This is a genomic window from Streptomyces sp. NPDC029296, from assembly GCF_055569255.1.
In genome coordinates this window covers 29,191-43,323 of sequence record NZ_JBVHXT010000004.1, presented here as the reverse complement: position 1 = coordinate 43,323, position 14,133 = coordinate 29,191, and the positions used below count along the sequence as shown (strand labels likewise).

Below are 14,133 nucleotides of genomic sequence, written 5' to 3'. Positions count from 1 at the left end.
TGTCGGCGGGGTCTGGTTCGCTTGGGGCATGGCGATTCTCTGGCTGCTGATGGCGCTGCTCATGCTGGGCCTCGTCCTGCTCCCGGTTCTGCGGCGCGGGCGCGGCGGGATCCAGCGGGTCCCGGCGGGACACCCGGACGCCGCCGACCCGGCGGCCTACGGCTTCCCGCGCGAGGAGGAGCTGGACGTGCGCCTGCCCGGCCCGGACCAGGACCTGCTGAAGACCCTGGACCTGGTGCAGCGCACCCAGGACTACCGGGCCGCCGACCAGCTGCTGGCCGGCACCGAGGCCCGGGGCGAGCTGCGCTGGCAGCGGGTGCAGGCCTTCGCCGGCGCCGCCGCGCTGGAACTCCAGCGGCGGCCGGGCGGGGTGCACGAGACGCCGGGCGGCCAGTGGCTGCGGGTGTGGCGGGCGGAGAAGCCCAAGGACGCGGGCGGCGCGGCCGTGCACGCGGAGTTCCTGGTGCAGCAGGCGTGGCGGACGTCGACGCCGGGCACGGACGAGTTCCGGATCATCATGGAGGAGGCCCGCAAGGCCTGCGCGGAGGCCGCCCTGCTGGCGCCCGGCGACCCGGTGCCGTACGTCATAGAGCTGTCCATCGGACGCGGCCTGGCCTATCCGCCCGCCGAGTTCGAGCGGCTGTGGGCCAAGATCCTCGACCGTGCGCCGTATCACATGGGCGCGCACCTGGCCGCGCTGCACTACTGGTGCGAGAAGTGGCACGGCTCGCGGGAGCAGGCGTACTCCTTCGCCGAGAACGCGGCGGCCCGTGCCCCGGAGGGCTCGCTCCTCGCCGCGCTGCCGCTGTTCGCGGTGTTCGAGCACCTTCCCGAGGTGAACCTCGTCGCGAGCTTCTACCAGAGCGAGGTCGTCACCAAGGCGATCCACGGCGCGCTGCACGCGGTGCACGCCGCCGACCCCGACGACCCGACGCTCCCGCACGTCCGGCACCTGCTGATCTTCTTCCTGGTCCGTGCCGAGCGCTGGGCCGAGGCCATGGACCAGCTCCTCCACGTCGACGGGCATGTGGGCGCCCTGCCGTGGACCCTGGCCGACGACCCGGCCGCCGCGTTCGCCCTCCACCGCGCGCTGGCGGTGGCCGGTTACGAGTCCAACGGCGGCAGCCCGGCGGGCCTGCCGGGCTGACGGGGGCGACCTCGGCCGCCCTTATATATCCCTCACATTGCCCTTCTGACCTGCGGTAGGGCATACTCCGCCTTCCCCCACACCGCACCATCCGCACCGACCGTCCACCGGCCCGGTGCAGCCGTCATGTCCTTTTCCGCCGTTTCGTCATGTCCCGTTTCCGGGGTCCTGTGGGGGGATCTGCCCGATGGGCGCAATGCTGCGCGCGCTGCGCGCGCTCGTTCTGCTGCTCGGCTTCCATCTGCTGAGTCTCGTCCTGCTCGCCGCGCTGGCCGGCCTCGACGTCCTGGTCTTCACCTGGGGACACGGCCCGCTCACGGCGAAGGTCGGCTTCGTCACGGTGGTGCTGGCCATCCCCGTCGTCCGCGGCATGCTGATGCTGCGCACCCCGAAGGGCGAGGACCCGCCCGGCCTGCCGGTCACCGACGCCACCGAACCCCGGCTGTGGGCGCTGGTCCGGGAGCTGGCCGCGGCGGCCGGCACCCGCGCCCCCGACCGGATCCTGCTCACCGGCGAGGTCAACGCGTCCGTCAGCGAGGAGCCGCGGCTGCTCGGTCTGCTCCCCGGCCCGCGGCACCTCACGCTCGGCGCCCCGCTGCTCATCGGTCTGTCCGAGGCCCGGCTGCGCTCGGTGCTCGCCCACGAGTTCGGGCACTTCACCGGCGGTGACACCCGGCTGTCCGCGCTCGTGGTGCGCGGGCGGGCGCAGATCGGCCGGGTCATCGGGCAGTTCCACGCCAAGGCGGACGGCAAGGTGGCCGCCGACCGGGCCCGCCAGGAGCGGGCGTCCGCCAAGCGGGTCGCCAAGGGCAAGAAGGCCAAGGAGATCGACACCACCGGCGTCGGGGCGACGTACCGGACGATGGCCCGCGTCTACACCGCCTACGGCAAGCTCTCTTTGCGTGCCTCCCTGTCCACCGCGCGCGGCCAGGAGTACGCCGCCGACCTGACCGCCGCCCGGATCGCCGGCCGGGACGCGACCGCGTCGGCGCTGCGCGAGATCCCGGCGCTGACCGCCTCCCACGACTTCTACCTGGACTCCTACGCCACGCTGGGCCTGCCCGCCCGGCTGCTGCCGCCGCGCGGCGAGTTCTTCGGCGGCTTCGGCCGGCTGCTGTCCGCCCGGGAAGGGGAGCCGGCGGGGGTGCGCGCGGAGCTGCCCGAGGTGCCGGCGGGGCCGTACGACTCCCACCCGCCGACCGCCGACCGCGTGCGCCGGATCGAGGCGCTGCCCGCCGACGGGCGCGCCGACGAGGCCGCGGGAGCCGCGCTGGAGCTGCTGACCGACCCGGCGCGCACCCTGGCCGCCCTGGAGGACGCCGTCCTCCTCGACGAACTGCTCGCCTACCCGCGCGCCGCCGGCTGGGCGGAGCTGCTGGACGCCTCCATGGCCGAGGGCCTGTCCTCCGCGCGGACCCCGCTGCACCGGGCGCTGACCGCGTACACCGGCCGGCCGGCGACGCTGGCCGCGCTGCTGGACGTCATCGACGACGGCCGGCTGTGGCGGCTGGCGGAGCGGCTGCCGCTGTCGGAGGAGGCGGCGGCCGCGAAGGGACGGGCGTTCCGCGAGTTCGTACGGCCCGCGCTGTACCGCTCGCTGCGCACGATGGTGCTGGCCGAGTTCAGCTCCCGTTCGCTGCTGCGCTGGGAGTTCTCCTGGACCGGCCCGGCGTCCGTACGGCTGCCCGGCTGGGGCACGGGCTCGGAGGGCGGCAGCCCCGAGGCCGTGCTGGACGCGGCCCTGGAGGCCGCGGTCGCCGACCACCCCGACACCGGCCGGCTGCGCGCACTGCTGCCACCGGTGGTCCAGAACGCCTGACCCGCCGCCCGCACCACCACGGCCGGGCACACCGCCCCGCCGGAACGCCTGGCCCACCCGCACCGCCGGGATCCGGACGCCGTAGACCCCGCCCGCACCACCGAAACGAACGGAACCACCCGCATGACCGTCCTCTTCTGGATCCTCGGCATCCTGGCCGTCCCCACGGCGATCTTCCTGGGGTGGCTGCTCTGGGTGTTCCTGAAGGAACTCTTCTCGCCGAGCCCCGACGACGACGCGGACGCCGACACCGAGGCCGCGCAGGCGGCCGAGGCCGCCGGGAAGCTCGGCCTGCTGCCCGCCGAGCGGCAGAACACCGACCTCGCCGCTCCGCTGCCGGCCCGGTGGACGGCCGCGCTGGCGGCCGTGCGCGGCGGTGACTGGCGGCCGGCCGCCGACCTGCTCGCGGCGGTCGGCCGGGACTGGGAGCGCCGCTCGGCGCTCGCCTATCTGCTGGCCGACCGCGCGGCCGAGGAGGACGCCTGGCTGCTGGCCTGGGAGGCGGTCCGGCCCGACGACCCGGACGCGGCCGTGGTCCGCGCACGCAGCACGGTGATCCTGGCCTGGAAGATCCGGGGCGGGAAGAAGGCGCAGTACACGACCCAGGAGCAGTTCGACGGCTTCCACCGCACGCTGGCCTCCGCCCGTGAGGACGTCGCGCGGGCGGCGGCGCTGAACCCCGACGACCCGACCCCGTTCGTCGCGGAGATCTGGGTGGCGCTGGGCCTCGGCTATCCGAACGCGCGGATGGACGACCTGTGGGCGGAGATCACGAGCCGCGCCCCGCACCACTACGAGGCGCACTTCTCGGCGCTTCAGTACTGGTGCGCGAAGTGGCGCGGCTCGGAGCGGCTGGCCCGCGCGTTCGCCGAGCGGGCGGCGGCCGGCGCGCCGCTGGGCAGCCTGCTGACCGCGCTGCCGCTGATCGCGCACTTCGAGCACGACGAGTCGGACGACACCGAGGCCGACAACACGCCCGAGATGCGCGCCCGGGTCGAGGCGGCGCTCGCGGACGCGGCGGCGGCCGACCCGTCCCACCCGCGGCTGCCGGAACTGCGCCACCTGCTGGCGTACTACCTGCACCTCCAGGACCGCAACGAGGCGGCGCTGGAGCAGTTCAAGCTGGTCGACGGGCATGTGAACGCGCTGCCGTGGCGTTATCGCGGCGACATGGCCGAGTACTACTGCCGGGTCCGGAACACGGCGGTCCGGCTGGTGGAGGAGACGGCCGCGGCGCGGGTCTGACCGGAATGCCCGGGGGTGTGCGGGGTGTTGTACGGGGTGCCGGCGCGCCGCCGAGGCGGCCGGCGTCCGACCCCGACCGACAGGGAGACCCGATGCTGTTCGGCCGCACGCCCCAGCTGCCCACCCCCGAGCAGGCGCTCAAGGGCCGCCCCGGGCCCGCCTACGCGGTCCCGGAACGCCACACCGTCCTCGGCACGCCACTGCTGGGTCCCTACCCCGAGGGCCTGGAGACCGCCGACTTCGGCCTGGGCTGCTTCTGGGGTGCCGAGCGCAAGTTCTGGCAGCTCCCGGCCGGCGTGTACACGACCCTGGTCGGCTACCAGGGCGGTTACACCGAGTACCCGACGTATGAGGAGGTCTGCTCGGGCCTGACCGGCCACACGGAGGCGGTCCGGGTGGTCTACGACCCGCGGCAGGTCTCCTACGACAGCCTGCTGAAGACCTTCTGGGAGTCGCACGACCCGACGCAGGGCTTCCGGCAGGGCAACGACGTGGGCACGCAGTACCGCTCGGCGATCTACACCCACACCCCGGAACAGGCCGCGGCGGCACAGGCGTCGCGCGACGCCTACCAGAAGGTCCTGGCCTCCTCCGGCTACGGCACGATCACCACGGAGATCCTCCCGGCCGAGGGCCGCGCCTTCTACCCGGCCGAGGCGTACCACCAGCAGTACCTGGACAAGAACCCGGCGGGCTACTGCGGTCTCGGCGGCACGGGCCTGTCCTGCCCGGTCGGCGTGGCCCGGGCAGGCGGCTGAGCCTCCCGGCACGACGCCCTTCCCCGCGCCCCCCTCGCCCACGGTGAGGGGGGCGCGCCGTCTCCGGTCACCGGCGTAAACGAGGCGACGGCGGTGGCCCGTGCCCCGTAGATTCGCCCCTTGTGCCACAGGGAGCGAAGGGGAGGACATGGGCAGTCGTACGTTCCTGATCGGGGGCGGCTGGGACCGCGCCGAGGTGTACGAACCGTTTCTGCGGGAGGTGCGCGGCGAACGGCGGATCGGGTGCCTGATCCTGGACGAGGGGGACGGGGCGGCGCAGTTCGAGCGGTACGCGGCGGCGCTGCGGAAGGCCGGCCCGCCGTGCGTGCCGGTGCCGCTGCCGGTGCCGCTCGGCGGTCGGTTCGCGCCGGAGGCCGCGCTGGACGGGATCGACGGGCTGCTGGTGTGCGGGGGGCTCACGCCCGCGTATCAGGACGCGCTCGCGCAGTGCCTGGAGCGGCTGCCGGCGCTGCTGGCCGCGCGTGGGCTGCCGTACGCGGGCTTCTCCGCCGGTGCCGCCGTCGCCGCGCGGCGGGCCGTGGTCGGCGGGTGGCTGGTGGACGGTGTCCCGGTGTGCCCGGAGGAGGCCGGCGAGGATCTGGCGGAGGTCGAGGTCCGGGCGGGGCTCGGGCTGGTGCCGTTCGCGGTGGACGTGCACGCCGCCCAGTGGGGGACGCTGCCCCGGCTGGTCGCGGCGGTCGGGCGGCGGGAGGTTCCGTACGGGGTCGCCGTGGACGAGAACACGCTGCTCGTGGTGGGTGACGGCGAGGTCCGGGTGTCCGGTGCCGGGCGGGTGCACGTGGTGCGGCCCGCGCCGGACGGGGGCGTGGTGGTACGGGCGTACGGCGCCGGGGAGCGCTTCGGCCTGGAGTAGGGAGCGCCCCGAGGGACCCGCGGCCGGCGGCCGGCGGACGACGCGCCGCGGGCCGCAGCCCGGCAGGACTACGGCCCGGCAGGGCTACGGCCGGCAGGACCGCGGATCAGATCGTCGCCGTGTCGATCACGAAGCGGTAGCGGACGTCGCTGGCGAGGACCCGCTCGTACGCCTCGTTGATCTCGGACGCGGCGATCAGCTCTATCTCGGCACCGATGCCGTGCTCCGCGCAGAAGTCCAGCATCTCCTGGGTCTCGCGGATGCCGCCGATCATGGAGCCCGCGAGGGTCTTGCGGCCGCCGATCACCGAGAACAGGTTGAGGGAGACCGGCTCCTCCGGCGCGCCCACGTTCACCAGCGCGCCGTCCACCTTCAGCAGCGACAGCAGCGCGCCGAAGTCCATCGGGGCGGACACGGTGGAGACGATCAGGTCGAAGGTGCCGGCCAGCTCCTCGAAGGTCTTCGGGTCGCTGGTGGCGTGGTAGTGGTCGGCGCCCAGCTTCAGCCCGTCGTCCTTCTTGCGCAGGGACTGGGACAGCACCGTCACCTCGGCGCCCATGGCGTGCGCGAGCTTGACGGCCATGTGGCCGAGGCCGCCCAGGCCGACGATCGCGACCTTCTTGCCGGGGCCCGCGTTCCAGTGGCGCAGCGGGGAGTACGTGGTGATGCCCGCGCACAGCAGCGGCGCGGCCACGTCCAGGGACAGGCCGTCGGGGATGCGGACGACGTAGTTCTCGTCGACGACGATCTTCTCGGCGTAGCCGCCGTAGGTGGGCTCGCCGTCCTTGCCGACGGCGTTGTAGGTGCCGACCATGCCGTTCAGGCAGTACTGCTCCTCGCCGCGCAGGCAGTTCTCGCACTCGCGGCAGGAGTCGACCATGCAGCCGACGCCGACCCGGTCGCCGGCCCGGAACTTCGTCACGCCGGTGCCGACCTCGGTGACGACGCCCGCGATCTCGTGGCCGGGGACCATCGGGAAGATCGCCTCGCCCCAGCCCTCGCGGACCTGGTGGATGTCGGAGTGGCAGATACCGGCGAACTTGATGTCGATCAGGACGTCGAACTCGCCGACCGCGCGTCGTTCGATGGTCGTCCGCTCCAGCGGGGCCTTCGCGGCGGGCGCGGCGTATGCGGCAACAGTGGTCATGCCGGGGGTTCTCCTAGCGGTCGATCTCGCGCCCGGCCTTCCTGGTGCCGGGCAGGCGTCCAGCCTGCCGCGTACCCGGCCGCGCGCCCAGACCACGCCTTTGCGTACGACCGCTGTGCCTACCACCAGCGGGGTCAGGCTCGCGGGCATACGACCAGGAATACTGGACGTATGGACAGCAGGGACGAGCAGCCGGACACGCGAGCACTCACCGGCCGGACCCTGGACCGGCGGGCGGAGCTGAGCGAGTTCCTGCGCAGCCGGCGGGCCCGGCTGAAGCCGGAGGACGTGGGGCTGTCGGGTTTCGGACGGCACCGGCGGGTGCCGGGGCTGCGCCGGGAGGAGCTGGCGCAGCTGGCCGGGGTGTCGGTGGCCTACTACACCCGGCTGGAGCAGGGCAACGGCCGGAACGTGTCGGCGGAGGTGCTGGACGCGATCGCGCGGGCCCTGCGGCTGACGGACGCCGAGCACGCCCATCTGACCCATCTGGCCAAGCCGAAGGCGCTGAAGAAGAAGCAGGGGGCGCGCCAGCGGCAGGTGCGTCCGGCGCTGGGGCAGCTGCTGCGGACCATGGAGGGCGTGCCGGCGTACGTCGTGGGCCGGCGGGCGGAGATCCTCGCCTGGAACCCGATGGCGGCGGCCCTCTTCGGCGACTGGGCCCAGCTGCCGCCGGCCGAGCGCAACTGGGCCCGGCTGGTGTTCCTGCGCCCCGACTACCGGGACCTGTTCGTGGACTGGGAGCAGAAGGCGATCGACATCGTGTGCGCCCTGCGCATGGACGCGGGCTGCCATCCGGACGATCCGAAGCTGTCGGCGCTGGTGGGCGAGCTGTCGGTGAAGAGCGAGGAGTTCCGCCGGCTGTGGGCCACGCACGACGTCAAGGAGAAGAGCCATGGCGTCAAGCACCTGCACCATCCCCTGGTGGGCGATCTGGCGCTGAACTTCGAGAGCTTCCGGCTGACGGACGGCTCGGACATGTCCCTGGTCACCTACCACGCCGACCCGGACTCCCCCACCGCCGACTCCCTGCGCCTGCTGGCCAGCTGGGGCACGGACGCGGCCCGGACGGTCCCCTCGGCCTAGGTGTGCTGTCCCGGGCCGGAAACGGCGAACGGCCCGCAGCGGGCGGGTGCCTGCTGCGGGCCGCTGGTGCGGACGGTCGGCTAGCGAGGGATCACTTGCCGAAGTACGCGTTGTAGATCGTGATCTCCGACGTGTTGCCCTTCTTGTCGGTGATCTTGGCGCGGAACGAGACGGCCTTGTTCTTCGCCGGGTTCTTCACGGTGATCTTGCCGCTCTTGACGGTGGTCTTCTTGAAGGTCTTGCCGTCGTAGGAGACGTAGACGGCGAGGGACTTCAGGTTGCGGCCGGCGGCGGCGCCCTCCACGGTGACCGGGAAGGTGACCTTCCGGCCCGCGGCGACCCGGCTGTCCAGGCCGGTGGTGGCGCCGAAGTGCAGGGCCGAGACGGGCAGCTGGGCTGAGCCGCTCGACGGCTTCTTGGACCGGAAGGTCCAGGTCGCGTCGATCCGGGTGGAGGCCTCGGACACCTTCGCGGACCGCTTGACCGAGGTCGTCAGCTTGTACGCCGCGTCACCGGCCGGGACCTTGAAGGTCTTGTCGCCGTACAGCGGGTCGTCGTTGCCGGCGACCTTGGTGCCGTTGCGGTACAGGGTGGTCTTCGCCGAGGTGAGGACCGAGTACCCGGCGTTCTTGGCCGAGTCGGCGAACAGCGGCAGCGCGCCGTAGATCTCGTTGCCGTCCCGGAAGACGCCGAGGTCCTTGCTCAGGTGCGGGCCGAAGACCGCGGTGTTGACCGTCTTGGTGTAGCTCTGGCCGGCCTTGAAGGAGAATTGGCCGAGCGCGTAGCCGGCGTCGGAGACCGGGAAGCCGTCCTGGTCCACCCCGCCGTTCTGGCCGAACTCCAGGTTCCAGCGCACGCCGTCCTTGGCGGACAGGTGCAGGGTGCGGGTGCCGGGCAGGTTCTGCGGGATGCTCATGGAGGAGGCGCCGGAGCTGCCGGGCAGCCAGCCGATCGCGTCGACGGCGCCCTTCTTGCCGCGGGCCGCCGCGCCCATCCGGACCTTCACCGTGGCCAGGTCGCCCGCCTTGTAGTGCCGGGTGTAGCCGGTGGCGAGCTGCTTGACCGCGCCGCCGGAGGTGACGTCGTACTCCTCCGTCGCGCCCTTGGTCCAGTGGCCGTCCCACTGCTGGCGCAGCGTGCCGGCGGGCAGCTGCGGGCCCAGGTGCGCGGTGCGGAAGTTCTTGTACGAGTCCAGGAACCAGCTGTAGCCGTACTGGCCGTCGCCGATCGTGACGTCGAAGCCCGGCGAGGCGAACTGCGCCTTCAGGCCCGAGCCCGGGACGGTGATGTCCACCGGCTTGGTCTTGCGCGCGTCGATGGTGATCGTCTGCTTCTTGTCGACGGTCAGCTTCGGCTGCGCGATCCAGTCGGTGCCCTTGGCGGCGTTCTTCGGGTCGGCGTAGACGCCGGTGTTGAGGATGTACGTGCCCTTGGGCGCACGCACCTTCACCGTGCCGGACTTGTCGTACGGGGTCTCCCAGACGCCGTTCGCCAGGCCCGCCACGCCGCTCAGGTCGGCGTTGTAGTTCGGGGTCGGCTTGCCGTCACGGCCGATGAACTTCAGCGTGACGTCGTAGGACTCCACCTCGCGCTGCACCGCGGCGGCCGTGCGGACGCTCTGGCCGTCGCCCGTCGCCGTGACGTAGGCGGAGTAGGCGCCGTCGACGGTGCCGCCCAGCCTGGTGTCGGCGGTGAGGTCGACCGCGGCCGTGCCGTGCGCGGGGACGGTGACCCGGTCCGCGCCGAGCTTGAAGAAGCCGGCCGGGGCCGCCGCGCCCTTGGGGCCGAGGGCGGAGCTGGTCAGGGTGAGCGTGACGTCCTTGTCGCCGAGGTTGCGGTACGTCAGCTTCTTGGTGACCGGGGTGTCGTCGGTGTGCGGCCACTGCTGGACGCCGAAGCTCAGCGAGACCGGGTCGGCGACGACCGACTGGTTGATGGCCTTGTCGACCTGGATGCGGCCCGAGCCCTGCTCGAAGGGGGTGTACGCGCCGCCCTTGGTGGAGCCGGTCAGGGCGCCCTTCAGCTCGGTGGAGCGCCAGTCGGGATGCTCCTGCTTCAGGAGGGCCGCGGCGCCCGCGACGTGCGGGGTGGCCATCGAGGTGCCGGAGATGGTCAGGTAGCCCTCGGGCTTCTGGCCGACCTCCTGGTCGATGACGCTGCCCGCGGCCGCGGCGGCGGTGATGTCGACGCCCGGCGCGGTGACGTCGGGCTTGACGGCGCCGTCGCCGACGCGCGGGCCGGTGGAGGAGAAGTCCGCCAGCTTGTCCTTGTCGTCGACGGCGCCGACGGTGAGCGCGGCGTCCGCGCTGCCCGGCGAACCGATCGACTGGGGACCGTCGTTGCCCGCGGCGATCGCGAACAGGACGCCCTTCTCGGCGGAGAGCTTGTTGACCTCGGCTTCGAGCGGGTCGATCCCGGGGCTGTCGTATCCGCCGAGGCTGAGGTTGACGACGTCGGCGCCCTGGGCGGCCGCCCACTCCATGCCGGCGAGGATGCCGGAGTCGTCGCCGTAGCCGGAGTCGTCCAGGACCTTGCCGTTGAGGAGCTTGGCGTCCGGGGCCACTCCCCTGTACTTGCCGCCCGACTTGGCGCCGGTGCCCGCCACGATGGACGCGACGTGCGTGCCGTGGCCAAAGTGGTCGGTGGCGTCGGCGGCCGTGGTGAAGTTCTTCGATCCGGTCACCTGGGTCTTCAGGTCCGGGTGGCGGGTGTCCACGCCGGTGTCCAGGACGGCGACCTTGACGCCCTTGCCGGTGTAGCCGGCCTTCCACGCGGTGGGGGCGCCGATCTGCGGCACGGACTTGTCGAGGCTGGCCTTGCGGACCCCGTCGAGCCAGACGTGCGCGATGCCGGAGGCGGTCTTGCCGCCGTCGGTGACGGCGTGCCACAGCCCGGCGGTGTCCTCGGCCGGGGTCTGTACGGCGTCCGCGTTGAGCGTCTTCAGGCTGCGGCGCAGGGTGCCCGCGTCGCGGACCTCGGCCTTGGCGGCGCCCGCGGTGCCGCGGTAGCCGACGATGACCTTCAGGCCGCTCTTGTGTGCCTCGCGGGTGGTGGCCTTGTTCAGCTCGGTCACGTCGAACAGGCGCTGGTCCAGCGTGCCGGAGGCGACCAGGCGGGCCGCGTCGGCGGGGATCACCAGCGTGTGTCCGGCCGCCTTGCGGACCTGGAAGGGTATGTGTTCGCGGCCCTTGCCCCGTTCCAGGCCGACGACGCGGCCCTTGGCGTCGAGGGCGACGCGGTCACCGGTGATCAGGGTGACGTGGTGCTTGGCGGTGAGCGCGGAGGCGCCCGCGGTGGTGCGTGCGGGCTTCGCCGACGCGGGGCTGGTCATACCCGCTGCGAGGGCGACTGCCGCGGCCGTTGCCACGGTGGCCGCGGCCGCTCTTTTCACTTGTGCGCGCAAGTTCTCCCCCTGGAGATGAGGTACCGGGCGAATTCCCCGTTCACCCGGCCGGGGGCGGGCTCGCACACGTGCGCGCCGGCCTCCCGGGCAACGAAGTATGCCGGGAGGTGATCAGGCGGCTCAATAGCGGAGGGAACGGTGGGAAAGCACGGCCGGAAACTGTTACGCGCCCTGCGGGACACCGTTACAGGATCGCGAAGTCCCTTGGAATCAGGGGGTGTTATGGGGAGTCAGGCGCCCGCGCTCTCGAGTACGCCCATGATCTCGTCCCGCGTGTCGTCGGCTCGTCGGCCCCGGTCCGTGAAACGGCGATGCCGCCCCGCAAGGGGGCGGCATCGCGCGGGGACCGGCGGGGCGTCAGACGGCCGAACCGGCCTTCCACTGCGCCCAGTCCATGTTCCAGCCGTTGAGGCCGTTGTCCGGCGAGACCGTCTTGTCGCCGGTGTGCTGGACGACCACGACGTCACCGATCAGCGTGTGGTTGTAGAACCAGGCCGCCGGCGTGCTCGGGTCGTTCGCGCCCTTCGCGTCCCGCAGGCCGACACAGCCGTGGCTGGTGTTCGCGCTGCCGAACACCGACGGCGCGCCCCAGTAGTTGCCGTGGATGAAGGTGCCCGAGGTGGTCAGGCGCATGGCGTGCGGCACGTCCTTGATGTCGTACTCGCCCTTGCCGTCGTCGTCGGTGAAGCCGACCGTGGCGCCGTTCATGCGGGTCTCCTTGAACTTCTCGGAGACCACCATCCGCCCCTCGTACGTCTTGTTGTCGGGGGAGCCGGCGGAGATCGGGATGGTCTTGACGACCTTCCCGTCCTGCGTGATCTTCATCTGCTTGGTCTGCGCGTCGACGTAGGAGACCTGGTTGCGGCCGATGTGGAAGGTGACCGTCTTCTGCTGGACGCCGTAGACGCCGTTCGCGCCCTGGACGCCGTCGAGCGCCAGCTTCAGGGTGACGGTGGAGCCTTCCTTCCAGTAGTCCTCCGGGCGGCAGTCCATGCGGTTGGCGCCGAACCAGTGGCAGGCGACCTCCTGGCCGCTGCTGGAGCTGACCGTGATGCCCTTCTGCACGGCCGCCTTGTTGGTGATCGCCTTGTCGAAGTTGATCGACACGGGCATGCCGACGCCGACCGTGGAGCCGTTGTCCGGCGTGAAGGTGCCGATGAAGCTGTTGGCCGGGGAGACCGTGGTGAAGGAGGCGTTCTCGTGGGCTATGCGGCCCTCGGAGTCCTTGGCCTCCGCGGCGACCTTGTAGGTGGTGGACCGCTCCAGCGGGGTGCTGGGCTTCCAGCTCTTCTTGTCGGCGGACAGCTGCCCGGCGACGGACTTGCCGTCCTGGCCGGTCATGGTGACGCCGGTGAGCGTGCCCTTGCCGACCGTGACGGCGGCGGAGTTGTTGATCGACGCGTTGGCCGAGCCGTCCTTCGGCGTGATCGTGATCTGCGCCTCGGAGGACTTCTTGGCCGCCGCCTCGTCGACCTTGGCCTGCGAGGTGTCGCCGCTGCTGCCGCCCGAGGCGTCGGCGTCGCCGCCGGAACACGCCGTGAGCACCAGCACACCGCCGAGCAGAGCGGAAGCGGCCGCCAGGCGTCCGCGCCGCTTACTGTCCGTCATCACAAGCTTCTCCATCGTTGCCGAGTCGCGATACCCCGGGAGTCCCCCGTCAAGAACCTTCAACGCTACGGCCGGTTCGTCCCGTTCCCGCCCCGTGGATCTGTGGGGCATCCCACGTCCGCGGCTCGCGGCGGGTGACGGTGGTGCGGGATACGGTCCGTGCGTCCCCTGGGACGACGAAAACCCCGGACGGCGGGCGCCGTCCGGGGTTCTGGTGCCCCGGGACGCTCAGCCGATGCCGTCCTCTTCCTCGTCGTCCTCCCCATCATCCTCGTCCAGGTCCCACTCGGGCGAATCGGGGTCGTAGTCGACGCGCTCGCTGGACCAGGACGCCTGCTGGAGCTCCACCCCGGGCACCTCGCTGACCAGGTCGAACGGGTCCACGAGATATGCCAGGGCCTCGGCGGTGTCTTCCGTCACAGCGGACTCGGCGTGGGCCCGCTCCGCCTGGGGCAGCTCGTCGTCCCCGGCGAGGCGGCGCAGCGCGGCCTTGGTGACCTCGCCCTCGTCCTGCACCTCCAGCACCAGCTCCACCCGAAGCCGCACAAAACGTGATGTCTCTTCTGCGCTCATGACGGGAGCGTACGGCCGAAACCTCCCGTGACTTTCCCGTGACCCGCGCCTTTCACTAACATCGCCCCACACGGCCAATTCGCCAGCGTCACAAGGGGATCGATATTCCGTGTCATCCGTTCGCCGTCCGCTGCTGACCGCCACCGCCGCGGGCACCCTGTTGTGCGCACTGTGGTTCGTCCCGTCCGCGAACGCCTCGCAGAACACCCCGGACAGAGAGACGGCGGCCACCTCGGCGCCGGCGCGGGTCACGCAGGCCGTGCAGGTCAGAACGGTGTCGGCGCCCGTCCAGAGCACGGACCGGGCGGCCGGGGAGGCCGAACTGGCCGACACGGGCGCCTTCGACACCACCCCGTACGTCGTCGGCGGCAGCCTGCTGCTCGCCATGGGCGCCGGTTTCGTCGTTTATTCGGTGCGCCGCGAACGCCTGGGACTTTGATTTTCCTTGACGAAACTTTGACGTCCCGCACATAGTT

The 14,133-nt window shown here is 72.1% G+C and carries 11 protein-coding genes; 7 read left to right on the top strand and 4 right to left on the bottom strand.

Features of this window, described 5'->3' with window-relative positions:
* Positions 1 to 28 precede the first annotated feature (28 nt).
* From ACZ4W9_RS04645 to ACZ4W9_RS04625, 5 genes are all read left to right on the top strand, one after another.
* Positions 29 to 1,147, top strand: a complete 1,119-nt coding sequence (locus ACZ4W9_RS04645; RefSeq protein WP_467933170.1) for a hypothetical protein — start codon at positions 29 to 31, stop codon at positions 1,145 to 1,147.
* Positions 1,148 to 1,334: 187 nt separating this feature from the next.
* Positions 1,335 to 2,966 carry a M48 family metalloprotease gene (locus ACZ4W9_RS04640; RefSeq protein WP_467933169.1) on the top strand — a complete coding sequence of 544 codons (1,632 nt, stop codon included), beginning with the start codon at positions 1,335 to 1,337 and terminating at the stop codon, positions 2,964 to 2,966.
* A gap of 123 nt (positions 2,967 to 3,089) precedes the next feature.
* Positions 3,090 to 4,211, top strand: a complete 1,122-nt coding sequence (locus tag ACZ4W9_RS04635) for a hypothetical protein (protein ID WP_467933167.1) — start codon at positions 3,090 to 3,092, stop codon at positions 4,209 to 4,211.
* 92 nt (positions 4,212 to 4,303) lie between these two features.
* Positions 4,304 to 4,969 carry a peptide-methionine (S)-S-oxide reductase MsrA gene (msrA, locus tag ACZ4W9_RS04630; RefSeq protein WP_467933166.1) on the top strand — a complete coding sequence of 222 codons (666 nt, stop codon included), beginning with the start codon at positions 4,304 to 4,306 and terminating at the stop codon, positions 4,967 to 4,969.
* Between the two features lie 148 nt (positions 4,970 to 5,117).
* Positions 5,118 to 5,843: a Type 1 glutamine amidotransferase-like domain-containing protein gene (locus tag ACZ4W9_RS04625; RefSeq protein WP_467933165.1), complete on the top strand. Its 726-nt coding sequence runs from the start codon at positions 5,118 to 5,120 to the stop codon at positions 5,841 to 5,843.
* A 106-nt stretch (positions 5,844 to 5,949) separates the two neighbouring features.
* Here ACZ4W9_RS04625 and ACZ4W9_RS04620 read toward each other — a convergent pair whose 3' ends face one another.
* Positions 5,950 to 6,990, bottom strand: coding sequence for an NAD(P)-dependent alcohol dehydrogenase (locus ACZ4W9_RS04620; protein ID WP_467933163.1), 1,041 nt, complete (start codon positions 6,988 to 6,990; stop codon positions 5,950 to 5,952).
* Between the two features lie 171 nt (positions 6,991 to 7,161).
* Between ACZ4W9_RS04620 and ACZ4W9_RS04615 the strand changes: the two genes are divergently transcribed.
* A complete protein-coding gene (locus ACZ4W9_RS04615; RefSeq protein WP_467933162.1) occupies positions 7,162 to 8,073 on the top strand; it encodes an MmyB family transcriptional regulator in 912 nt (303 codons plus the stop codon).
* 91 nt (positions 8,074 to 8,164) lie between these two features.
* On the opposite strand, the gene ACZ4W9_RS04610 is transcribed toward ACZ4W9_RS04615, so the two are convergent.
* From ACZ4W9_RS04610 to ACZ4W9_RS04600, 3 genes are all read right to left on the bottom strand, one after another.
* A complete protein-coding gene (locus tag ACZ4W9_RS04610) occupies positions 8,165 to 11,404 on the bottom strand; it encodes a S8 family peptidase (protein WP_467933161.1) in 3,240 nt (1,079 codons plus the stop codon).
* A 429-nt stretch (positions 11,405 to 11,833) separates the two neighbouring features.
* Entirely contained in the window at positions 11,834 to 13,084 is a 1,251-nt protein-coding gene (locus ACZ4W9_RS04605) for a L,D-transpeptidase (protein ID WP_467933159.1), read from the bottom strand.
* Positions 13,085 to 13,312: 228 nt separating this feature from the next.
* A complete protein-coding gene (locus ACZ4W9_RS04600; RefSeq protein ID WP_467933158.1) occupies positions 13,313 to 13,657 on the bottom strand; it encodes a hypothetical protein in 345 nt (114 codons plus the stop codon).
* A gap of 109 nt (positions 13,658 to 13,766) precedes the next feature.
* On the opposite strand from ACZ4W9_RS04600, the gene ACZ4W9_RS04595 reads away from it, so the two are divergent.
* Positions 13,767 to 14,096 carry an LAETG motif-containing sortase-dependent surface protein gene (locus ACZ4W9_RS04595; protein WP_467933156.1) on the top strand — a complete coding sequence of 110 codons (330 nt, stop codon included), beginning with the start codon at positions 13,767 to 13,769 and terminating at the stop codon, positions 14,094 to 14,096.
* The last annotated feature ends 37 nt before the right edge of the window (positions 14,097 to 14,133 follow it).

Coding starts and splice junctions, on each gene's coding strand:
- ACZ4W9_RS04635 (WP_467933167.1), top strand. CDS start 3,090: ATGACCGTCCTCTTCTGGATCCTCGGCATCCTGGCCGTCCCCACGGCG.
- ACZ4W9_RS04620 (WP_467933163.1), bottom strand. CDS start 6,990: ATGACCACTGTTGCCGCATACGCCGCGCCCGCCGCGAAGGCCCCGCTG.
- ACZ4W9_RS04610 (WP_467933161.1), bottom strand. CDS start 11,404: ATGACCAGCCCCGCGTCGGCGAAGCCCGCACGCACCACCGCGGGCGCC.
- ACZ4W9_RS04615 (WP_467933162.1), top strand. CDS start 7,162: ATGGACAGCAGGGACGAGCAGCCGGACACGCGAGCACTCACCGGCCGG.
- ACZ4W9_RS04645 (WP_467933170.1), top strand. CDS start 29: ATGGCGATTCTCTGGCTGCTGATGGCGCTGCTCATGCTGGGCCTCGTC.
- ACZ4W9_RS04605 (WP_467933159.1), bottom strand. CDS start 13,084: ATGACGGACAGTAAGCGGCGCGGACGCCTGGCGGCCGCTTCCGCTCTG.
- ACZ4W9_RS04600 (WP_467933158.1), bottom strand. CDS start 13,657: ATGAGCGCAGAAGAGACATCACGTTTTGTGCGGCTTCGGGTGGAGCTG.
- msrA (WP_467933166.1), top strand. CDS start 4,304: ATGCTGTTCGGCCGCACGCCCCAGCTGCCCACCCCCGAGCAGGCGCTC.
- ACZ4W9_RS04640 (WP_467933169.1), top strand. CDS start 1,335: ATGGGCGCAATGCTGCGCGCGCTGCGCGCGCTCGTTCTGCTGCTCGGC.
- ACZ4W9_RS04625 (WP_467933165.1), top strand. CDS start 5,118: ATGGGCAGTCGTACGTTCCTGATCGGGGGCGGCTGGGACCGCGCCGAG.